Here is a 22,896-nt window from a genome sequence, read left to right on the forward strand (position 1 = left end):
TGTTTTTTCAGCAAAACCACTTAGTTCGCCGCATTCATTTTCTTTGCAATGTCCACAAACTGTTTCAGTGAATTGGTCTTCGTATCCACCATCGTCAGTGCGGCATGGAAATGAGTTACGTCTTCACTGTATCCGGTAAATACCTTCAGCGTATTGGCCACCATATTCAGTGAAGCAGCCTGAGAAGGATTCATACCCAGACGCACAAAGTCGGCAACTGCCTGGAAATCTGACACAAAGTAAGTCAGCTTACCCTTTGAATCACCGGCCCAGTCACAGTCGTCCAAAGTCGATTCCAGTGAACCTTCCTTGATATTGGAAACATAAAAGACATCGTCTTTCACTCCATATTCCATACCGGCAGCAGCCAGCATCTGCTTGAACGGATTCATTTCCTTCAAGATGTCATCATTGGCAACTTCGGCATAAATTCCGAACTGCGGAATCATCGACTTGCCGGCAGCCATGGCGAAAGCCATTTCTCCATTCAAAGATTTCAGTACTTTCTCCAGGTCGAACGGCAGTCTGGCATTACGCAGTTCTCTCTTGACCATTTCATTCTGCATGATTACCTTATAGGCTTCCTCCCCGTTCACACTGCAAGCAAGGTAAGTCATCGATTCTTTCGGGAATTTTTCCAGGAATTTACCCTTCAACTTGTCTCCATAGACTTTTTCCTGCTGGGCAATCATGTCTTTGATTTCCGGATTGTACAAGGTTTCCACATCCAGCAGCACCTTTCCCTTTTCGAAGTGCAAGGCTGAAACCGCAGTCACATCCTTGGGGTCTACTCCCTGCGGCATATTCATCTGCAGCAGTTTCAATTCTTCCCTGGGCAGGCAGTCCAATGAAAAACTCAGTGCAATATCCCCTTTGGCCTTCTGCATCTTATCAAACTTGTCAGTACTGATAAAGCTGTTGGCCTTCTCATTGGCCAGCAAGGCAGCAGCCTTAGCCTTCAGTTCTTCAGTATCGAATTTGCTACCTCCGTTCAGCAGCAGAAAGGCAGTCTCATTGTACGCCAGCAGCGACTTGCGGTCTACCGTCGTATAACTATAGTCAGCCTCTTCCGCAACCGGCTCACAGACCTCGTGTCCGGCCAGCATATTCACCATTTCCGTTACCTTGTCACGGTTGTCTACCGCAGCCAGCACTGCCGCATACTCCATGTCCGATACCATGAAGGCATACACTTTCTCACGGAGATCAAGTCCGCTTTCAGCCGGATCAGCAAGGATCTTCTCAATCATTGCCGCCTCCTGTTCACTCACGTCACTTCTTACCGATTTCATAAGCTGGTCGGTCAGCACCTTGCCTTCCTCTCCCGTAATTCCACTCTTCTCCACCAGTTGCTGTACGTCTGCAGAAGCAACCAAAGCCGCATCCGAAGGTATCGCACAAGTGTAATCACCCTTACTGGAGCACGCTGCAAAGAACAATGCAGTGACCCATACCATTGCATTTAAAAATTTTGTTTTCATAAGCATTATTTTAGAAAAAACATACGTTTATCCGTATTAATAAAAAAGAGCCCCGCATCGGGCTCTTCCTACAAAGGTCGCGGTCCGTCCGTAATTACGAGCGAACATGCTTGTATCTGAAGACCATGGCAAAGACGATAGCCACGATCAATGCATAACCGGCAAACACAAACCAGGCAGAACTCCATCCTTCCACCTGAGGCTCGGTACTGCTGAAATCCACAAAACGGTTGACCACCGCCTGTGCGCACAAAGTACCCACCGTAGCTCCGATACCGTTCGTCATGATGATGAACAATCCCTGCGCGCTCGAACGGATGCTCAAGTCGGTTTCCTTGTCGACAAACAGAGACCCTGACACATTGAAGAAGTCGAACGCCACTCCGTACACCAGCATCGAAAGGATGAACATCCATACCCCGCTACCCGGATTTCCCAGTCCGAACAGACCGAAACGGAGCACCCAGGCTCCCATGGCAATCAGCATCACCCGCTTGATACCGAAACGGCCCAGGAAATAAGGAATCAGCAGAATACAGCAGGTCTCACTGATCTGAGAAAGAGAAATCAGCAGATTGGCATGCTGCACACCGAAGGTATCCGCATATTCCGGAATCGCCCCGAAACTGGTAATGAAAGGATTGGCAAAGCCGTTGGTAATCTGAAGAGAAACTCCCAGCAACATGGAAAAGATGAAGAAAAGCGCCATCTTCTTCTGCTTAAACAGCAAGAAAGCCCGGAGTCCCAAAGCCTCCACCAGCGATTTCTTGCCTTCCGCCCCTCTGCTGGTCGGACATTTCGGCAAGGTATTCGCATACAGTGCCAGCAGGATTCCCCATGCCGCACAGGCAAAGAACTGCATGTAATTATGCTGGAAGCCCAACAAATCCACCAGCCACATGGAACAGATAAATCCGATGGTTCCAAAAGTACGTATCGGCGGAAAAGCCTTGATGGTATCCAGTCCCGACTGATCGAGAGCCGTATAGGCTACAGAGTTGGACAAGGCCAGTGTCGGCATATAAAAAGCCACGCTGAGTGAATACAGTGTGAACAATACCGGATACGACACCTGATCCCCTCCTTGCATTCCATGGAAACCCACTCCCAGCATGAACACGGCCGCCAGCAAATGACTTAATCCCAATAATCGCTGCGCCGGAATCCACCGGTCGGCTATAATACCCATAATGGCTGGCATAAACAGCGAGACAATTCCCTGCATCGCATAAAACAAACCGATATGGCTTCCCAAACCAATTCCAGCCAGATAGGTTCCCATTGAAGTTAAATAAGCCCCCCATACTGCAAACTGGAGGAAATTCATGACAATCAGTCGGTGTTTAATATTCATAGTTTTTCATTTTTGTGATAAAATTTGAAAAACAAATATAATGAATATTCTGAAATTCAAAATAACGGACAAGTTCTTTTTTTCAGAAACGAAGAAGGAAATCCGGTTTTTCCAGGCCGGCCGGTTTCTCTGGAGAAGAAAAACGGAAGCCCCCATCGGGTTCAATCAACTCCCGGAGAAAGCAACAAAGTCAAAATAAAGTCAAAAAAAGAGTAGAAACGAGAAAAAACGAGAAGAAAAACGGGAGGTAAACAGATAAAATAAAAAAAGGGAATCTTCCCAGACTCCCAATCTTCATTAACCTTAAATCTAATACCATGAAAAACACAGTGCAAAGGTAATGCTTTTATGTTATGTAACATATAAAACAACCAGAAATTTGATTGGTTTTAACTTTTATTAATCATTAAGGGCGATTTTTAGGGGCATTATCCGCCCAAAAAAGCTTCCGGTCCTCCTTTCATCACTCCAGAGCCTACAGCCGGATGGCAGAAAAAGGGCCCAGGAGACTAAAATTCACGAAGAATATATAATTTTGCAATTTGGAATTCTTACACACCGAACCGCCATGATTAAAATCAACTGCATCGTAGAACGCATCACGTATCAGAATCCCGAGAACGGATACTCCATCCTGAAAGTAAAGGTCAAAGGATACAGCGAACTGGTCACTCTGGTAGGCAATCTGCTGGATGTATGTGCCGGAAGTATCCTGCAGGTCACCGGCAACTGGAAGGTAGACAAGCGCTATGGCAGCCAGTTTGTTGCCGATAGTTGGGAAGAAACCCTCCCCGCAACCGCATACGGCATGGAAAAATACCTGGGAAGCGGACTCATCAAGGGCATCGGACCGGTATTTGCCAAACGGATTGTGGCGCAGTTCGGTCTGGACACGATACACATCATCGAAAAAGAGACGGAGCGCCTGCAGGAAGTAGGAGGCATCGGCGAGAAGCGCATCCGCCTCATCCGGGAGAGCTGGGAAAAACAGAAGGAAATCCGGAATGTCATGCTCTTTCTCCAAAGCTATGGGGTCAGCACGTCCTATGCGGCCAAGATTTACCGTACCTACGGCAATGAAAGCATCGAAAAGGTCCGTGAGAATCCCTACTGCCTGGCCGATGACATCTGGGGAATCGGATTCAAGACGGCCGATTCCATTGCCCGGAAGATGGGCTATACCAACGAAGACAGCCGCAGGTGCCGCAGCGGTGTGCTCTATACCCTGGGGCAACTGGCCGACAGCGGACATGTATATGCGGTACTCGAACAGCTCCTGGCTACGGCTGTCCAGCTCCTCGATACGCAGGAAGAAGCCATCCGGAGTGTACTGAGCCAGATGATTGCCGACAAAGACATCATCCAGGAAGAAGAGGCCATTTACCTGCCTCCGTTCTATTATGCGGAAAGCGGAACCGCCCAACGGCTGCGACAACTGTTGCATGGCAGTGATGCACTGAAGCAGACTTCTGTCGACATTGCCCGTATTTCCTTCCAGACCGGCGTGGAATACGACTCCATTCAGGCAGCAGCCATCCAGCAGGCTGTAGCCTCCAAGGTCATGGTGCTCACCGGAGGGCCCGGAACCGGAAAGACCACTACGACGCAGGGCATCATTGCCGCCCTGAAAGCCTGTGGCCTGCGCATTCTGCTGGCTGCCCCCACCGGCCGTGCCGCCAAGCGGATGAGCGAAGCGACGGGCATGGAAGCCAAGACCATCCACCGCCTGCTGGAATTCAAGCCCGACCAGGGATACCAGCGCAACGAAGACAACCCACTGGAGGGCGACGTACTGATTGTCGACGAATCGTCCATGATTGACATCCTGCTGATGTACTCCCTCATGAAGGCCCTGCCGGTACACATGCGGCTGATTCTCGTAGGAGACATCGACCAGTTGCCGAGCGTAGGAGCCGGCAACGTCCTGCGTGACATCATCGACAGCGGAGAAGTCCCCGTCACCCGCCTGACACGCATCTTCCGCCAGGCACAGAGTTCACGCATCGTCATGAATGCCCACCGGATCAACCAGGGTATCTTTCCGGACATCTCCAACGGAAAAGAGACAGATTTCTTTTTCATGCAGGAAGAAGACCCGGAAAAGACCGTAAGCACCATCGTTACGCTGGTACAGAAACGGCTCCCTCAGGCATACAAAGAGAAAGTCAGCCACATCCAAGTCCTTACCCCCATGCAGCGCGGAACGGTAGGCGCCAACAGCCTGAACCTGGCATTGCAGCAGGCACTGAATCCCGGAGGCGAAAGCCTCAGCCGCAGCGGATACGTATTCCGCAAAGGCGACCGTGTGATGCAGGTCAAGAACAATTACGATAAAGAAGTATTCAACGGAGATATCGGTTTTATTGAAAGCGTGGAAGTAGAAAACCGTACGTTATGGGTGGATTACGACGGGAAACGGGTGGAATACGAAGCCTCGGAACTCGACGAGATTGTACTGGCCTATGCCACTACCATCCACAAGTCACAGGGTTCCGAATACCCCATTGTCATCATGCCCGTACTGATGACACACTATGTCATGCTGCAGCGCAACCTGATTTATACCGGCATCACCCGTGCCAAGAAAGTCTGTATCCTGATCGGTACCGGCAAGGCACTGGCCTATGCCGTACGGAACCAGACAGTCGACAAGCGGAACACCCGCCTCAAGGAAAGGCTGTCAGAGAAATGACAGCTTCCGGTTCCGGCAGGTCAGCATACCTCCCGGAACCACAGTATCACAAAATACATGCACAGGGAAAGTTTCAGAACGGTTCCCAGCAGGAAACCGGCCAGTGCCCCGATGCCCGACTTCAGTGCCCTCGACAGGTCGGCCGCTCCCAGCAGTTCTCCTGCTACAGCCCCCAGAAAAGGTCCGAGGAACAACCCGGCCGGCAGGAAGAAGAGTCCGACAACCGAGCCCACAAAGGCTCCCCAGCTGCCCCATCGGGTACCGCCGCTGTACTTACTCCCCAATATGGGAATAAAATAATCCAGAACCTGGGCCACAATCACCAGTAGCAGCAGGACCAGCATTTCCGTCAGCGAAAACTGGATACGGTCGGTACAGTGCAACAACAAGAGTCCTACATACGAAACCGGGGGACCGGGAAGGGCCGGAAGCACACATCCCAACAGTCCGAGCAACATACAGACAGCCCCCAATACAATCAGCAGAATATCCATAGCCACTTCATTCCATCATTCCACATTCATTCCATGGCTCAGTTGAGCAACGTCTTGTTTCCCGTATTGCTGTCCGACAGGTCGAGTTTTTCCAGTTTGTATCCCAACTTTTTGAGGCCGAGGGCAGCCCCTACCCCGTACATCACCCAGCAAGCTCTGGAAAACGCATAATACGCCATCGGGCTCTGAGGCTCAATCTGTTCACGGCGAATCAGGTCGACTGCCGTCTGCGCACAACGGCGGATCATTTCCTCCAGAGCTGCCGCCTCTTCACTGTCGAGCGAAATACCCAGGATATCCCGCACAATGTGCTCATCCATATCGTCGAATCCCCGGCTGCCATAGAAGAAACGGTATTCCGCCCGTGAGAACACCTCCCAGTTCATGTCCCATCCATACGCCATCGCCAGTCCCAGATAAGCCGCCCATGCCACCGATACGGTCGGATATTCACTGACCTGTCCCACGGCATCGGCCAGATACTCCGGTGCCAGTTTCAACCAATGCTCGTTGATGTCCTCGCTCGACAACCATACCCCGTCCAGCATATGATAAGTAGTACACAAACGCAGCAAGTCCTGCTGCATCTTATTTTCGAAACGCTCCAAATACGCCTGTTCGTTCATTCTTTTTTCCATTTTTGTATTCAACCGAATTTTAGTCTCCGGTTCCCTGCTCATCATACGAAATGCGGGCAGGAAACCTTCCCGCCCGCAAAAATAGAAAAATCTTTTCAAAATCCCTCCCTCCGTCCCCTACGATTCAACAACCGCTTTCCCTCACCGCCTTCCCCATCAGCAAACCCAGCTGAATATTATCTGATAAACAACAGTTCACGATATTTGGGCAACGTCCACATCTGATCGTCCACCACCAGTTCCAGTTTATCAATATGATACCTGATCTCTTCCATCATGGGTACAATCCGGTCGTGATAAGCAATGGCCTTCTCACGCTCGCAAGCCACCCGGTTCGCCTCTTTCCGTGCCTCTACCATCTTATCCACATGCTCCTTGACAAAGGCCGTATGATGGGCAATCTCCTCAATCAGTTCCAGGTCCTTGGCAGAGAGTTCGGAAGCCTTTCCGGCCGTGAAGAGCGCTTGCATCTTCCATACATTATCCAGCAACTTAGACTGATATTCAGTCGCTACCGGGATAATGTGATTCATCACCAGGTCGCCCAGCACCCTCGACTCAATCTGAATCTTCTTGGTGTAAGTCTCCCATTTCACCTCATTGCGCGCCTCCAGTTCCTTACGCGTCATGACCGCCATTCTCTCGAACATCTCCACGCTGGCCTTGCTCAGGTAATTGTCGAAAATCAGCGGTACACTCGTCTCACAATCCAGTCCGCGACGTGCAGCCTCCGCCTTCCATTCCTCGCTGTAACCGTTACCGTCGAAACGGATCGGCTTGCAGATCTTCAAATAGCGCCGTACCACTTCCAGAAGGGCAGAAACCCGCTCCTCCCCTTTTTCCATCAGCGCATCTACCTCCACCTTAAACTCAGCCAGCTGTTCGGCCACCGCCGTATTAAGGGCAATCATCGCACTGGCACAGTTGGCCTCCGAGCCCACCGCACGGAACTCAAACCGATTGCCCGTAAAGGCAAACGGACTCGTACGGTTGCGGTCGGTATTGTCAATCAGCAGTTCCGGTATCTGAGGAATATCCAGCTTCATTCCATGCTTGCCGTCCATGCTCACCAGTTCATCCTTCTCACTCTCCTCAATCAGGTTAAGCATCTGCGACACCTGTGTTCCCAGGAAAGAAGAAATAATGGCAGGAGGTGCCTCATTGGCTCCCAGACGATGCGCATTCGTGGCACTGGAGATACTGGCCTTCAGCAATCCGTTGTGGCGATAGACGGCCATCAGCGTATTGACGATAAAGACAATGAAACAAAGATTCTCTTCCGACGTCTTTCCAGGAGCCATCAGCAATACCCCGGTATCCGTTCCCAGCGACCAGTTGTTGTGCTTGCCGCTTCCGTTGATTCCCTTGAACGGCTTTTCGTGCAGCAGTACCCGGAATCCGTGATTGCGCGCAATCTTCCGCATCAGCGCCATGATCAGCATATTATGATCCACCGCCAGATTACACTCCTCGAATACCGGCGCCAGTTCGAACTGATTGGGAGCCACTTCATTATGGCGCGTCTTGACAGGAATACCCAACTTCAGCGCCTCGATTTCCAGGTCCTTCATGAAGGCCCCTACCCGGGGAGGAATCGCTCCAAAATAATGATCTTCCAGCTGCTGGTTCTTTGCGGAGTCGTGTCCGGTCAGCGTCCTGCCCGTCATCAGCAAGTCCGGCCGCGCCGCATACAATCCCTCATCGACCAGAAAATACTCCTGTTCCCATCCCAGATAAGCCACAACCTTCTTCACCTCCGGATAAAAATAATGACACACATCCGTAGCCGCCTTGTTGACAGCCCGGAGCGCTTTCAGCAAAGGCGCCTTGTAGTCGAGCGACTCCCCCGTATACGCAATGAACACTGTCGGAATACACAGAGTGTCATCCACGATAAATGCCGGAGAAGAAGGGTCCCATGCCGAATATCCGCGGGTTTCGAACGTGTTGCGGATACCCCCGTTCGGGAAACTGGACGCATCGGGCTCCTGCTGTACCAGCAGCTTTCCGGTAAATTCCTCAATCATTCCCCCTTTGCCGTCGGGCTCCACAAACGCATCGTGCTTTTCCGCCGTTCCTTCCGTCAGCGGATGAAACCAGTGAGTATAATGGGTAGCTCCCATCTCCACGGCCCACCGCTTCATGCCGGCAGCCACCTCGTCGGCAATACCGGAATCCAAGGGAACATTGTTTTCAATGACATCCACCAGTTTGGCATAAACTCCCCCCGGAAGATACTTAAACATCTTTTCCTTATTGAACACATACCTTGCAAAATATTCAGAAGGACGTTCGGAAGGAATCTCCACGTGGGCCGGCCGTTTTCTGAAAGCCGTTTCCACCACTCTAAATCTCAGTTCTGACATAATTAAATCTATTTAATTCTTGTTTACCTTAAAAAAACCAATACCTGTTATCCAATTATCTAATGCAGCAATTTGTCTTTCAAAAGGCCGGTTATTCCAGCCATTTCCGGATGCGTGCCACCGCCTCCACACAATCCTCATACGTTCCAAAGGCGGTAAGCCGCATGTACCCCTCTCCGCTGGGCCCGAAGCCGACGCCCGGAGTACCTACCACATGCGCCTCGTACAGCATCTGTTCGAAGAAATGCCATGAACCCATTCCTTCCGGCGTCTTGAGCCAGATATACGGAGCATTCACCCCTCCATACACCTTCAGTCCCGCCTGCTGCAGTCCCTCCCGGATCAGGGCCGCATTCCGCATGTAATAATCAATATTCTCCCTTACCTGTTTTTTCCCTTCCGGCGTATAGATAGCCTCGGCAGCCCGCTGGGTAATGTAGCTCGTGCCATTGAACTTGGTGCACTGCCTGCGGTGCCACAACTTGTTCAGCGCTACCCTGTCACCACTGAACGTAGCCGCCGTCAGTTCCTTGGGAACCACCGTATAGCCGCAGCGGAGTCCCGTAAATCCCGCTGTCTTGGAATAGCTCCGTATCTCGATGGCACACTTCTTGGCTCCTTTGATTTCATAGATGGAATGAGGCACGTTCTCTTCAGTGATAAAAGCCTCATAAGCCGCATCGAACACAATCAGCGTATCGTTGTCCAGCGCATAGTCCACCCACGCCTTCAGCTGCTCATGAGTAAGCGTCACCCCCGTCGGATTGTTGGGGTAACACAGATAAAGCAAGTCGATGCGCGATTCCGGAACCGAAGGAATAAACCCGTTCTGCTCGTTGCAGGGCAGATACGTGATGTTGCTCCACCTTCCGTTCTCCTCCAGCACACCCGCACGTCCACACATGATATTGCTGTCCGCATATACCGGATACACCGGATCAGTGATTCCCATGCTATTATCCCATCTCAGAAGCTCTCCGATATTCCCCGTATCGCTCTTGGCCCCGTCACTGATGAATATTTCCGAACGGGAAAGATGTACGCCCCGGGGTTCATAGTCATTTTTCAGAATGGCATCGATGAGAAAATCATACCCCTGTTCCGGTCCATAACCGTGAAACGTTGCCTCATCTGCCATCTCCTGCACCGCCCGATGCATGGCCTCGATGCATGCCTGAGGCAAGGGACGTGTCACGTCGCCGATTCCCAAACGAATCACATCGTCCTTAGGGTGCGTAACCTTAAACGAATTGACTTTTTTTGCAATATCCGAAAACAGATAACTTCCGGGAAGTTTCAAGAAATGTTCATTTACCAGTGCCATATACCTTTTTGTTTATTTACCTGTTAACTAATCCTAACCGTTATCCTGACTCGCTCAGGAAACTCTGATTTCTCCCTCAAACACCCGGGTAGCCGTTCCCGTCATGTACACATGCCGGTTGTCCGGGTTGCATTCCACACACAGCGTACCTCCATCCATCACCACCGCCACCTTGTCTGCGGTCCGCCCCGTAAACCGGGCTGCCACAGCCGTCGCGCAGGCTCCGGTGCCACAGGCTTCCGTCAGTCCGGAACCTCTTTCCCACACCCTCATCCGCAGGTTTCCGTCGGGCAATACCTGAGCAAACTCCACATTTACCCGGTCGGGAAACAACGGATGATGCTCCAGTCTGGCTCCCCAGGCTGCCACATCCACTTTCATCACCTCATCGACAAAAATCACCAGATGCGGGTTGCCCATCGATACTTCCACTCCACTGCCAAATCCATAGCCCTCGCCCAGGATCACTTCACCGACCCTTCCGGGAATTCCCATATCTACGGTCACCGAGGCTACGGTTCCGTCCTCCGCCAGGTGCAGATAAAGCTTTTTGATTCCGGACAACGTTTCCAACGCAATCACCGTCTTGTCCGTCAGTCCCTCTTCATACAAATATTTTCCAATGCACCGGGAAGCATTGCCACACATCATGGCCTCCGAACCGTCCGCATTGAATATCCTCATGCTGAAATCCGCCACATCCGATTTTCCGATCAGTACCAGACCGTCACTGCCGATTCCGATATGGGAACGGCTCCATTCCACCGAACGCTGCTCCGGGTTGTCTATAGGATAAAGCATGGTGTTCACATAGATATAATCATTACCTAAACCATGCATCTTTGAAAATATAATACATGACATATTGATATATATTTACGTTATTATATTTCTTTTTTCTTTTCTTCGCTGCAAATATATATCAATTAGAAAACATAGAATCAAAACAGATGACCTTTTAAAAAACTCAAATGCAGAATCTGTTATTCTATCACAATAATAAACATTTTAATTACAATATAAAATAAATACACCTGATTTTATTGCGACTTATTACTTTTACATCCTTAGCATTCATCTTAATGAATTTTTGAAATACCATTTTTGACAACCAGTAATCCGGTCAAACTACAACAAATTATCGAATATTAAATTTACCGGTCTGCACACATCATCAATCCACATTAGTCATCAATTTATCAAATGACACATCCTTCATCAGAACAATCTTGTCTTCTGCAAGCAAATACAAGGCAGGCAACGCTTTTAGATCATAGATTCCGTTTGCTCCCACCCCAGTTATATCCCATACCACCTTCCACCAGATTGGCATTTCCGATACAGACTCTTTCCATCTCCCTTCATCCTCACCGGTACAGACAGCCAAAACCTCTAACTCTCCTTTTTTTACCGATTGTTCCAGGCAATCATTTTCACTCATCCTTCCGATTAACTCTTTGCATCCCCGGCAATCGGGATCATAAAACAAAAGCAAGATCCGTTTTTCTCGCGGTACGTAGTTATATAGCGATTTTTTTTCTCCTTCAAATGTCAGAAAGAAAAAATCGTAAGCTTTGGTTCCGCAGGTATTCCGATTTATAAGGTTCAAACGTTCATCAATCCGTACCCTCATATCCGGATTTCCCGAAAGCACTTTATACAGTTCCTCTAAATATATCCCATATATTTTTTCATCTGCATATCCCGAATTTGGATTATAAAGATAATCCTCGGCAAGTTGATAAAACCTGTATACCGCATGACTGTTTCTGCGCATCAGTAAGCAAAAATGCTTCATATACCCCCGTATACGTTCTTTACCTCTCTCCGTATATCCGATGAGGTATACAAAATCCACAAATCCCTGTTCAGCTCCTCTTCCATCCACTATGGCCTCATTAGAAAAATCAAACTTATCCCAATAATGAGACAATAAAAAATCCGATCTTTCCTCCGGGGTCTCCATCACCGAAGGGATTTCAGGATAGGGAAATACAGCAACCATTCTGTCCGGAGTGCTTGCCGCATCCTCTATTCCTTTTTTCTGGTTCTCTTTGGGCACATACGTGCACGAAGGCATAAGTGCCGTAATCACTATGACATAAAAAAAACGAAACATATCTAAATTCACTTTACTTTTTCCAGTTCGATAACCGTCAGAGGAAAATCCTGCAACAATTTCAGACTCGTATCTTTTCTGAATACCCTACGGTCGCCCGCCGTCAAAGGGACGTATCTGATATATATCTGCTCATTCATATTCAACTTATATTCAGTCCTCAAATCAACTGTAAAAGCCGCTTCATTACCTCCGGATTCCACCATCACCTCCAATACTCCGATCCGTGTACCGTCATTTCTCTCCAGTGATATAAACGGAGTCATACGGTCAAAGCTCTCCCCACCAGGCAAACGGAGTCTACCCGATATCCTCCGGTTTCTGATTTCCACCCTTGCCTCATCGAACAATATTTTCTGTCCGTATCCCGATAATACAAGTATTTCCGATGAAGCCACCGCATTGGTTTCCATACGGAACGTTTCCCGCCGTTTCCTTGTCCTGAACCAATATCCGCCATCCGTTTTATTCAGTTTCGTCTCATTTCCGGACGGTACCAGGTGGCTCGTCCGTATCAAACAGTCAACTCCCTCCGGGCTCTCATCCAGCACCTCCTGTGGAATTTCCACATTCAATCGTACAGGAACCTGTGGACCGTAACCGATATCCATGACCGATGTACTCCCAGAATTCCCTTCCATAGAAAAGCCTAGATGATAAGGCTGATGTGATTTCACATACATTACAGCAGAACGGTAGGCCCGGGAATTGCCAGAAGGCGTTCCATTTTCCTCCAACATCGAAGCCACCCTTAAGTACGTATTATAATCAGGGCGTAAGGTTTTTACGGGTATTGCGATACCGCGCTGCTCATAATCACGAGGCAGTGCGGCAGGTACCGTATAAAGATAATAATACCCTTTATCCCTATCAAATAACGGCTCAGAGCCCAATGCCGAAACTCCAGGAAGCGGACAAATTCGGGAAACATCCATATACACCCTGAACACCTCTCCGGGGTTAGGCCGTATCAGTCTGTTCCCATCCCGTAACCTGAAATGAAAATGATAATTTCTATCTGCTACAGGCGACAATTCCACTATACCATCATCCTCCGGCAACACCCATCGGATTCCACTTTTTTCTCCGACTCCCAACTCCAGCCTATAACCTGTATCATCACTGTTCATTCGGACCAGACTGCGGACAGTAGCAAAAGCCTCTGCCTCAAGAAAGAACTCAATACGCGATTCTTCCCCGCTTCTTGGCGTATAATCATTGACCAAGGTCTTGAAGTTCACTTTGTGCAAACCCGTCCGGTTCACACTATACACATATTTATGAGGCCAGTCCCTCTTATATGTCACTTTCCTGCTACCTTCGTTCACCTCAAAATTGCACTCCTCCACCAGCACATCCAAAAAAGCATTCTCCCCTTTCATATCTACGTTGGTTCCGTTGTCACTAAACAAGTTACAGGCAATCTTTACGTCCAGAGGCAAAAGTTCTTTCGGATAGTCATCCGGAACCGTAAAAAAGAGAGTAACAGTCTCTCCTGCTCGTTCAGGCATTCCGGAAGAAGTCCATACCGGCACAAAAGAGAAATTTGCCAATGAAATCAGTTTCACGGTCCGTATGAATTTTCCGGCTTTTATCTGCAACAGCCCCTGCTGGGGAGCCCCGATTCCCCTCGGTCTGATAATTATCCTTCCTCTACCGTGCTGTCCGGAAGTTCCCGGTTCAAAACGGTTGACAATTTCCGTATCGGCTATCCCGGTATTCTGTATCCAGGTAACCTCCGGTGAAATCTGTCTTGAAGAGGTGGCATCATACCATGTATACCCTATCTGGTAAGTACCGTCGGAACCGAGAGATTTCTCTGTAATAATCTGAGTGGTTTCTCCTATTACAGACAATGTACTCCTCCCATCAGAAATAAACGGTACTGACTGTTCGATAGACACCCACACATTATTGGAAGCCGTACCGTTCACAGCCTCTTTAAACGTAGCATATCCTCCCATTTCCGGAAGTCCGTTAAATTGTATGACATAATCGTGATTCCTCAATATAGGCATATGGTTTCCCTGACGGTCAATAATTACAATTTTATAGTATCTGTCTTTTGCAGTCCATTCACCATCCTGCCTTTCGCCCCCGGAAGTACTTATTCTGAATATCAGAAACATCTGATTATCAAAAGTATTTTCATGTTCAAAGACAAAAAATCCCGTACGTTCGCTTCCCCACCGCATTACGTCAGAAGGAGGAACAGCCGCTACTTTGTCTTCATCCGCACAAAGAGTAGGCCTCTCTATCTCCGAAGCACTCCCAAACTCAAAAAGTTCATCCCGGTTTCTCCTTAAAGGAGCCACAGTACCGACAGCATACTGATTCAGTATTGCCATTCCTTTGATACTCAGGTTCCCGGCAGCGGAAGTCCTTCTATACCTTATCCTTGCCTGATTCCGTAACAAAGAAACTTCAGTTCCCTTTCCCGAAGCAAAAGCAGCAAGTTCATTACGGTCAGCAAACTTCCTGAATCCCCAATACACAAGCAATCCGGATGTGGACGTCAGTTCGGGTATAATTTCAGTATCCAGTCTTCCCAAATTACGGGCATCATCAAAATCCGCCACATTTGCATTGGCTATAAAATGAAGGTACCGCACACTGCCGGAAACTTTCGCCCTAAAGCTGCCTCGTAAAGCGTTTTCAGTCTGTTCCGTCATATTCACTGAAGCCCGGACACGCCCCACATAATGCCTGCCTTCATCAAAGCAAAACAGCCACAGCGAACCAATTCCATACCCGTCAGGATCAACTGCACGGGTATTAACCTCCGGCATATCAGAGGTATGCATCATAAAATGAAGCATTACATTTCCATCTTTGTCAAACATTTCATTATGTACAGCCGAGTCCTTCCATTCCTTGTCAACAGTGCAAGAGAACACCGTAAACGACATTACCAGTATATATAAACAACAACGTATCATATTATTACCTAATCATTTTCATTCGTAATCACTTCATTTGGCTTTACTGTACGTATACAGCGGATATATGCATTATAAACCTGCGGATAATCTCCATTTTCCGTTACAAAACGATTGCCGGAAGCCGCCCAGTACTGTTTTCCTCCCAGCACAATGTCTATTACTGAACCCGGAGTATTCTGATATTTGTCAATGATAGCCAGTTCCGCCTCGGTAGGCAGCCGCCAGTCTGTATAAAGTTCTCCTGCCAACGATTTTTCGGCATATTCTTCACAGTGCTTTCTTGCCGTATAAAAGTCTGTTGGAGAAACTGTTCCAAGTTGGGAGGCTATCATGAAGGCAGGAGAAACCAGACGGTTGTTTTCTTCAGAATTATCTGTATACCCTTCACTATCTATAGCCGGAACTGCCAGTTCATATTTATTGGAAGTTTTAGTAATCCGTACAAAATACATATTATGATTCTGTCCTCTTTCCGGCTCCATGATGTATTTCCTCCAATAATAAGAATCGTTATAATAACTATATTTTACAATTTTATTCTGTGTATATACCTTGGAGAAAAAAATAGCATTATTCGTCTTCAGCACTTCCCACGATGAAATTAAATTGGGAGATTCCCAGTTGAGATAACTCCCGTTATGGACAAAGTCTGTCCGGAAAGAATACCATCCAGGGACCGTTACGATGTATTCAAGCGGATATTGTTTTACTAGAAATCCCTTGCTCTTTCCCTGTCCGTTTTCCAGACGCACTTTAATGTATCTGATTCCGTTATTGAGCGGAATATCCGAATGTACGTGCACATACCCTGTCTCCTGTCCCTGAGGAACTACCCGGATGCCATACGATGCATATTCTCGTTGTGGAATGACCTGCCTGATACCGAACTTATCAAAAAAATAGACTTCCTCAATCCGGACAGTCACCGGAGTGGAAGAAGTAAAATACTGCTTGTCCGATTCAGCCACTCCTTTCATTATGATTTCATCCTTCAGAATTTCCAGATATGTCACTGGCTCATTGTCCACCGTCACCATTGTTTCCTGCCAGGGTACAGCCACTATCTTTCCACTCAGTTCAACAGGTATTTCCGGCTGGACCTGCCCGAATCGGTCAATCGTCACATTGATGCGGTAAGCTGTATTCCGCGTCAGGCTGAAAGCCACATTTCCTCCTGCCCTTATCGGTATTTTATAATAGTTTCCTGCCTTATAGACACTGTTCAAAGAGTTCGGTCTCTCCTTATACCTTCCCGGAATATTCAGCAGTACGTAGGTCTCATTCGTTACATCCTCCGTCCAGTCGGCTGGATAAGTATATAATATCATCCGTGCCGTCCGGGCATTAAGGTTCTGTGACAAAGCGCTTGCCATTCTGTATTCACCTCCATTGCCGGAAATTCCCCTGTCCAGATACTCAGTGCCGTCTTCCTCATAAAGCAAACCTTTGGAAGCATAGTTTCTTAAGCCGAAAAAGAATCCCTCGGGTTGAAAGCCATCTCCAAAACGATTGTCAAAAGATACATTCACTTCTACCTTTGCTGCCACTCTACGCATCGAGATTTTCAGTTCTGCCGTTGCCGCATTTATCGAAGGAACGAAACCGTTCTTCACCCCCGACATACAGAAAATCTTTCCGGAATAGGTTTCACGCTCCACAAGTGCTCCTTCACTCTTCCAAATTTCCAGATCTGTATCTACAGCTTGTCTCAGTTCATCTACCGTACGAACATTCTCCAGCGTCCTGCTACCCTGATGGTGATTAGCTATTGCATAAACCGAATAAGCCGCATCAGGTCCTCTATCAAAGAGTTCTCTGTTACGTTTCCAGTCGCCGGCAGCCAATCGTACTTTCCGGTTTCCTTCCATTTCATCATAATGGAAGTAACCGGAAGGAGTTCTATTACCCTCTGAGTTGAATATCAGTATCTGTATGTTCTTTATCCTTGTCTCACTCTGTCCGACTCCATCCGCCTCATCCGACATTCCGTCTGCCCGAGATACGTTGACCTCAACAGAAAGCACCTGAGATACATTTTCGGGCCTTTCCGATGTCAACTCCGATGAGCAGGAAACAAACATCACTTCTGTCAATAGAAGCAACATATTCAAGTATCTATTGTATTTCACCATGTAGCTTATATTATTAAGGTTCAATGACATCCGACAACTGATCATATATAGTCTCGCTAACCTGTCGTATGAATATCTCCGTTTCCGTTCCGGGGAACATACCTTCTCCTGCAGTCCGGGGATTAATAACTTGAGGAGTTGGAGGTCCGCCTCCCCAGGCTTCTTCAACTGCTATAAATAATTTAATATGCTGAGGTGAAGCCGCATTATACCCTCTTTTAGGTACCACTTTAAACTCCACGGGGATAGCGTTTTTTGCCCCGAGACCATCGGTCACCCCTTTAAGCGCAAAATCTGCAGTATTCTCCAGGTGTACACTCCATCTTGCCCCTAACGGAGCAAGCATTTTGAATGAAAATATAGCCGCCCTCTCTTTTCCGTCTCTGGAAGTAGCAACGGCTACAGCCGGAGAATCCGTATCCTTCCCTACCACCTTCACACTGTTTACACTCAGCCCCGGGGAAAGCACTCCGTTAAATCCGGAAGTATAGTCTACGACCGTTTCATCCAGTCTCCAGGGTTCTACCTCCATCGACACACTGAAGGTATTGGTGAGCGTAATGCCTATATTATACTGATATCCTCCGTTTACGGAGGAAATACCCAATGGAGATTCCGGTGAGGTAAGAAGTGTTTCATACAGCTTTCCGTTCCACCTGGCAGACAATTTATAGCTTCCCTGGCTCTTTTTTCCGGGATATACATAACGGACTGTCCGGGCAGCATCCACGCGAGCACCTAAAGGGACAACCAGGTTTCCGGCATTGCCAAAAAGAATGTCTTTATCGGGGAATTTTGCCATACCGGCTTTCCTGTGGTCCGGATCCGGAAACAGAAAACCCTCTGCAGGAGCTGCCGAAACAATCTTCAGGTCCTCCAGAGTCACATCGGAAACAGTTTCGTTGTTCAGCCTTACTACAAATTTTCCAACAGGAAATCCCAAGTGCATTGTCTCAGTCCGGTTCTCTCCAGGAACAACCCGTATTTTCGTGTATCCGCTCTGAGGCAACAACGATAATGCAGGAGAATTGAAATCCTGCTGCAACATTCGCCGCTTCAGTTCCCGTAGATTAATCGACTTGCCATCAAGACTCTGACCGCTATCCCGCAAAAAAGCATTCTCATTTCCAATTGCATAAAATTCGAAATCCTCTCCCAGGGGACTGACAGAAAGTTCCCTGAACAGAATAGTCTTACTGTCTCCGGATACATTGTCGTAAAACTGATTGTACACAATTTTCCCATCCGTCCTGGCTACAATAACTCTTAATGTATGGAGCCGCTCATTCTTCAACGCAGTTTCTACCAATCCACTTCCACCCGCCAGTGATCTTGCGGAAAATGTCATTGCCACATTGGCCTTATCCAAGGCATCTTCCTTTTCAGCTACACAAGAATGAAAAAGGACAAACAGGTACAGTTGAAACAATATTATAAATAGATAGTTTCTTTTTTTCATCTTCAGTCTGCATTATTCCCAATCCGGATTTAAATCTTCTATATACCAAGCTGGCAGGCGCACTTCAATGTCTGTTTCCCAAAACTTTACTTCAATAGGCAATAACGCCTCCTGCCTGGTAACATCTATATAGTCAGAATGGGCAAGTATAAACTCGTATATATTGACTCTTTCCAGCTCCTCACCATCTCCATCGGAAACAACCAGTTCGTGCCGGCACAACTCAGGCATAAGCACTCCGTCCCTGTCCATTCTGAAACAGGCCAAATTATGTGTCTTGTACTTTCTTTCATCGGTGTCATACTTCAACTTCGGAAACAACATACCTCTGTTTCCTTCAACTACCTTATTATCCAAGGTCGTCTGTACATTTACATTTTCCAGCCTGATTGAAATGGGAGAACTTATCCCTCCTCTTCCGGTTTCGGAAACAGGAAGTCCTGTAATTTCAATTTCCACATTAATATGAGAACTGTAAAAAACTACTGTATCATTCGTTATAACATGATTTCCCGATGGAATCACCACCGTTTTCCTGCCTAAATAATTACGGTCATAATTTTCTACCGGAACTGATTTTTTCCAATTGGGGCTATAGATAAAAGCATCCTTTGATCTGCTCCTATGCACTCCCATCGCCACCCCTGTATGCTCGAAAGCATTGCCTAGCGCCACTACCTCATACGTACCGGGAGAGAGTCTGAACGAAGGGAACAGATGAAAATCATCGGGATTGGTCCGGAAATATACAAAGTCTCTTATTAAAGTCCCGCCTTCATCAAATACATAAAGATTCACCTTGTCTATGTATTTACCGAATACATTTTCATTACCATCGGCAAAGTACGTGAAGCAAAGGGAAATATTGTTACAGTCATCCAGCCTCTCCCTAATACAACCCGTTATCGCAAACAGAGAAAGGAAAAACAGGAGAGACTCTTTAATATTACGAATAATCATGATTTTACTTTAAAATAGCAAAATAAAATGCACTTATAAAAATCGCCCGATTCAACTGATCCTGAACGCATGATAGGCACTGGTATTTCCGACCAGTCAAAAAGGGCGATTCACATTGATAGTTTAATATTCGCAAAGGAATTTCACCTCTGCCACAGTTTTACTCCACCCACTCTGCAGTCATGTCTACCACTGTCCATTGGGCTTCAGTAACCGTCACGTCTACACCATACAGTGCATTACCTTCTTCATCACCAATAATATTGGAATCCTTAAGGCTCACATCCGTAATTCGGTATATTTTTCCTGCTTCAAAAGAGAAATTTTCCTGACTATTATATGATTTAATCACTGCATAACGGGGCTGTGATACCGGATTAGAGTCGTCAGAGGCTGTTGCAGTAGCAAAATAAATCTTCAGAATCGGCATTTTATCTCCCGGATAGAAGTTAAAGGCATAGGCTTTCTTAGCTCCATCAGATGAAGGATTTACCGGCCAAACAGCACCTGAAGCCAAGAAGTCATTAGGAGATGTAATTGCATCCCAAAGGACCGGAGCTGGAATCGATGTTCCACTTCCTTCAGAAACTTGAGGATATTTATAATCAGTAACATCCTTTGCTCCTTTAGTAGCGTAAAGTTTGTCCAGATAGATACCATCAATTGTCAATGCGCTGAATTTGGAAGTTCCCTGCCGAGAACCAGAAGCAACTGTTTCTACATGCTTGATACCGGAAACTTCCAGACGTGCAACCGGAATCTTCATGTTTACAGCAGCCTGATACATTTCATATGTTTTTCCAGTATTCGTTTCTGTTCTTCCGGCCAAAGTTATCTCAGTTGTTGAACCATAAGCCGGAATGCTTGCCGGCATAGCCTGCATATTAGGATTAGATTCATGTATTGCAGTCGAACTTGATACTTGTTCTCCACCATTTACATAAGCCTCAACCTTTGTCGGGTTTTTCACATCCCAAAACTTTACAGTATGCGAACGTCCATCTGCTGAAATAGTTTCCTGTTTTGTACTTCCATTATCATACGTCAATTTTACAGTAATGGTTCCCGTTACTGTAATCTTATCATTATTACTTCCTTCCGTTGCATTTACCAATGCACGCGAAGACACACTGGGTGAAACGATTTTCACTTCTACTACCCCGTTTCCTCCAAGATTATTACCTTCGGGTGCTTCGTTGTTGTTACAAGCAAACAATCCTACACTAGCAATAGCAAGGGTTAAACCTCTCAAAATTTTCATACTTTTCTTTCTTTTAAATTGTTAATTAATAAATAAACACTACACTATATTATCACTCAGAAATATATTCCATATACTCCTTCAGCATTTCATAATTTCTCTTTCCATTAGTACATCCTTTTTCCATCGCTTTTCTTAATACATCTAGTGCCTTTTCCTGTTTTGCGGTTCTGGCATACGCCACCCCCAGCAGGTTCAGCAGTTCGGGATTTTCCGGAGCCTTATCCAAAATGTCTACAGCCTTTGCATAAGCTCCAGTTCTGATCAATGCCAAAGCCGTATTTTGCAGCATAATCACATCATCGGGATAGGCTTTTGCCCCCATCAGCATACACTCAATATAACCATCTGTATCTTTCTCATAGCTTTCTGCTACTTGATGGATTTCATATACGCTCATCAGGTCCGGTCTTTCCCGAATAATTTTCCGCCCCTCGCTGATATCAAAATGCCTTACGTCATACTCCACTCTATACTCATTTCGTCTGATCTGCGGATACAGTTCATTCAGTACATAATGATATGTTTTCGGAGAGATTGTTGCACGGAGTCTCATTTCACACACATCCCTATCTGTCGTACAATTGTCCGTTATCTCCAGTATTTTCTCTCTTTCACTTTCTGTGAGTTGTTGCGACTCCGCTATTTTTTTTCGGAACAGTACCCAGTCTTCTCCCTGCCACTCAATATGACACAGACTTCTGTCTACACCGGGAAATTCTTTTCTGATATACGCCATCAATGCCTTTGCCCTGTTCTCCGAAAGCAGCATATTGGAAGAAACAGATCCTTCGGGCGAAGCAAAGCCCGTCACATAAATCCCTCTGACAGTAAGATCAGCATTCCCATTTACCATCATGAGTGATTCTTTTACCTTATTTAATTCTTCCGCATTATTGGCCATTTCGGGATATATCACATAGCTTCCTTGCCTGAACTGCAATCTGGCCTCTCTGTTCTCCGACCTTCGCTTTACAATTTCCTTTTCGGGTTCGACATACAGTGAAAGCACAAAATCAGTCTTTTTCGGAGGAAACACCATTCCCTCGTAGCGAACTTCATCACCTTCCTCACATCCGGCACAGCCCTTTACCCGCGCCCTCAGCTGCAATTCGCTACCTATCATCCATTTTCTGAAAGGAACACTCGCTGTATAAGCTATCAGTTTCCCGTTTTTTTTCCCGACTACATATACAGGATACGCCTTGCAGTCCTCTCCTTTCCTTTTCTTGTCCAGGCGTTTTTCGCGTTCAGCCACCTTGTTTCGCGTACTTCCGTTGATCAATACAGGCGGAAATGCCTGTTCACCGCTCCCATCGTCCGATACCAGTACCGGATACAGCATAAGCGAATGCTGCGCATGCAACTTCAGGTTTGTGATATCGAAATAAAAGCTCAATGCCGCCATTTTATCACTGGTCTTATACAACAGTTTTTTCTCAATACCTATTTCTGAAAGATAAGATGTTTGTCCTGCCACGTGTCCGGATACAGTCAGCAGCAAAGCGACCGCTAGAATGATTTTATTCATAAACTATTATTTTTTATCACTAGTGTCTCTTAATAATTGTAAAAAGACTCGTTAATTATTTGATTTACAATATTTGTTTTCAAAAAATGCTTGTCGCATATTTGAATCAGTTACCTTAGGGGCTGGGCCAAATTGCGATAGCT

General features: G+C 46.9%; 15 protein-coding genes. 1 reads left to right on the forward strand and 14 read right to left on the reverse strand.

Translation table 11 applies throughout. The annotated features are described in order from the left end of the window. Positions 1-20: 20 nt before the first annotated feature. Both H3001_RS11880 and H3001_RS11885 read right to left on the reverse strand, forming a co-directional pair. Positions 21-1,481, reverse strand: coding sequence for a DUF4836 family protein (locus H3001_RS11880; protein ID WP_181215023.1), 1,461 nt, complete (start codon positions 1,479-1,481; stop codon positions 21-23). A gap of 94 nt (positions 1,482-1,575) precedes the next feature. After that, positions 1,576-2,835 (reverse strand): MFS transporter, encoded by a 1,260-nt coding sequence (locus H3001_RS11885; RefSeq protein ID WP_178243554.1) that lies wholly within the window; start codon positions 2,833-2,835, stop codon positions 1,576-1,578. Between the two features lie 568 nt (positions 2,836-3,403). Here H3001_RS11885 and recD2 point away from each other — a divergent pair. Beyond that, positions 3,404-5,527, forward strand: a complete 2,124-nt coding sequence (recD2, locus tag H3001_RS11890; protein ID WP_181215024.1) for an SF1B family DNA helicase RecD2 — start codon at positions 3,404-3,406, stop codon at positions 5,525-5,527. Between the two features lie 20 nt (positions 5,528-5,547). On the opposite strand, the gene H3001_RS11895 is transcribed toward recD2, so the two are convergent. The 12 genes from H3001_RS11895 to H3001_RS11950 form a co-directional block, all read right to left on the reverse strand. Beyond that, positions 5,548-6,021: a DUF456 domain-containing protein gene (locus H3001_RS11895; protein WP_178243568.1), complete on the reverse strand. Its 474-nt coding sequence runs from the start codon at positions 6,019-6,021 to the stop codon at positions 5,548-5,550. 38 nt (positions 6,022-6,059) lie between these two features. Continuing rightward, positions 6,060-6,659: a hypothetical protein gene (locus tag H3001_RS11900; RefSeq protein WP_246368574.1), complete on the reverse strand. Its 600-nt coding sequence runs from the start codon at positions 6,657-6,659 to the stop codon at positions 6,060-6,062. A gap of 176 nt (positions 6,660-6,835) precedes the next feature. Continuing rightward, complete coding sequence (locus H3001_RS11905) at positions 6,836-9,025, reverse strand: glutamine synthetase III family protein (protein ID WP_181215025.1); 2,190 nt, start codon at positions 9,023-9,025, stop codon at positions 6,836-6,838. Positions 9,026-9,116: 91 nt separating this feature from the next. Beyond that, positions 9,117-10,349, reverse strand: coding sequence for an LL-diaminopimelate aminotransferase (locus tag H3001_RS11910; protein ID WP_178243558.1), 1,233 nt, complete (start codon positions 10,347-10,349; stop codon positions 9,117-9,119). Between the two features lie 54 nt (positions 10,350-10,403). Continuing rightward, positions 10,404-11,213, reverse strand: a complete 810-nt coding sequence (gene dapF, locus H3001_RS11915) for a diaminopimelate epimerase (protein ID WP_181215026.1) — start codon at positions 11,211-11,213, stop codon at positions 10,404-10,406. 310 nt (positions 11,214-11,523) lie between these two features. Further along, positions 11,524-12,468: a DUF5106 domain-containing protein gene (locus H3001_RS11920; protein WP_181215027.1), complete on the reverse strand. Its 945-nt coding sequence runs from the start codon at positions 12,466-12,468 to the stop codon at positions 11,524-11,526. A gap of 8 nt (positions 12,469-12,476) precedes the next feature. Continuing rightward, positions 12,477-15,407, reverse strand: a complete 2,931-nt coding sequence (locus H3001_RS11925) for a hypothetical protein (protein WP_181215028.1) — start codon at positions 15,405-15,407, stop codon at positions 12,477-12,479. Between the two features lie 8 nt (positions 15,408-15,415). Beyond that, entirely contained in the window at positions 15,416-17,587 is a 2,172-nt protein-coding gene (gene fimD, locus H3001_RS11930; protein WP_449578844.1) for a fimbrial tip adhesin FimD, read from the reverse strand. Next, positions 17,556-19,001: a hypothetical protein gene (locus tag H3001_RS11935; protein WP_181215030.1), complete on the reverse strand. Its 1,446-nt coding sequence runs from the start codon at positions 18,999-19,001 to the stop codon at positions 17,556-17,558. Before H3001_RS11935 ends, fimD begins: the two co-directional genes overlap by 32 nt. A 12-nt stretch (positions 19,002-19,013) precedes the next feature. Next, positions 19,014-19,961 (reverse strand): FimB/Mfa2 family fimbrial subunit, encoded by a 948-nt coding sequence (locus tag H3001_RS11940; protein WP_181215031.1) that lies wholly within the window; start codon positions 19,959-19,961, stop codon positions 19,014-19,016. Between the two features lie 160 nt (positions 19,962-20,121). Further along, positions 20,122-21,222 carry a hypothetical protein gene (locus H3001_RS11945; protein WP_181215032.1) on the reverse strand — a complete coding sequence of 367 codons (1,101 nt, stop codon included), beginning with the start codon at positions 21,220-21,222 and terminating at the stop codon, positions 20,122-20,124. A gap of 52 nt (positions 21,223-21,274) precedes the next feature. Beyond that, positions 21,275-22,753, reverse strand: a complete 1,479-nt coding sequence (locus H3001_RS11950; protein WP_181215033.1) for a DUF3868 domain-containing protein — start codon at positions 22,751-22,753, stop codon at positions 21,275-21,277. Positions 22,754-22,896 lie beyond the last annotated feature (143 nt).

This window comes from Phocaeicola faecicola, from assembly GCF_013618865.1.
GTDB lineage: Bacteria > Bacteroidota > Bacteroidia > Bacteroidales > Bacteroidaceae > Phocaeicola > Phocaeicola faecicola.

Coding starts and splice junctions, on each gene's coding strand:
- H3001_RS11920 (WP_181215027.1), bottom strand. CDS start 12,468: ATGTTTCGTTTTTTTTATGTCATAGTGATTACGGCACTTATGCCTTCG.
- H3001_RS11885 (WP_178243554.1), bottom strand. CDS start 2,835: ATGAATATTAAACACCGACTGATTGTCATGAATTTCCTCCAGTTTGCA.
- H3001_RS11950 (WP_181215033.1), bottom strand. CDS start 22,753: ATGAATAAAATCATTCTAGCGGTCGCTTTGCTGCTGACTGTATCCGGA.
- H3001_RS11895 (WP_178243568.1), bottom strand. CDS start 6,021: ATGGATATTCTGCTGATTGTATTGGGGGCTGTCTGTATGTTGCTCGGA.
- H3001_RS11905 (WP_181215025.1), bottom strand. CDS start 9,025: ATGTCAGAACTGAGATTTAGAGTGGTGGAAACGGCTTTCAGAAAACGG.
- fimD (WP_449578844.1), bottom strand. CDS start 17,587: ATGATCAGTTGTCGGATGTCATTGAACCTTAATAATATAAGCTACATG.
- H3001_RS11900 (WP_246368574.1), bottom strand. CDS start 6,659: ATGGAAAAAAGAATGAACGAACAGGCGTATTTGGAGCGTTTCGAAAAT.
- H3001_RS11880 (WP_181215023.1), bottom strand. CDS start 1,481: ATGAAAACAAAATTTTTAAATGCAATGGTATGGGTCACTGCATTGTTC.
- recD2 (WP_181215024.1), top strand. CDS start 3,404: ATGATTAAAATCAACTGCATCGTAGAACGCATCACGTATCAGAATCCC.
- H3001_RS11945 (WP_181215032.1), bottom strand. CDS start 21,222: ATGAAAATTTTGAGAGGTTTAACCCTTGCTATTGCTAGTGTAGGATTG.
- H3001_RS11925 (WP_181215028.1), bottom strand. CDS start 15,407: ATGATACGTTGTTGTTTATATATACTGGTAATGTCGTTTACGGTGTTC.
- H3001_RS11935 (WP_181215030.1), bottom strand. CDS start 19,001: ATGAAAAAAAGAAACTATCTATTTATAATATTGTTTCAACTGTACCTG.
- H3001_RS11940 (WP_181215031.1), bottom strand. CDS start 19,961: ATGATTATTCGTAATATTAAAGAGTCTCTCCTGTTTTTCCTTTCTCTG.
- dapF (WP_181215026.1), bottom strand. CDS start 11,213: ATGTCATGTATTATATTTTCAAAGATGCATGGTTTAGGTAATGATTAT.
- H3001_RS11910 (WP_178243558.1), bottom strand. CDS start 10,349: ATGGCACTGGTAAATGAACATTTCTTGAAACTTCCCGGAAGTTATCTG.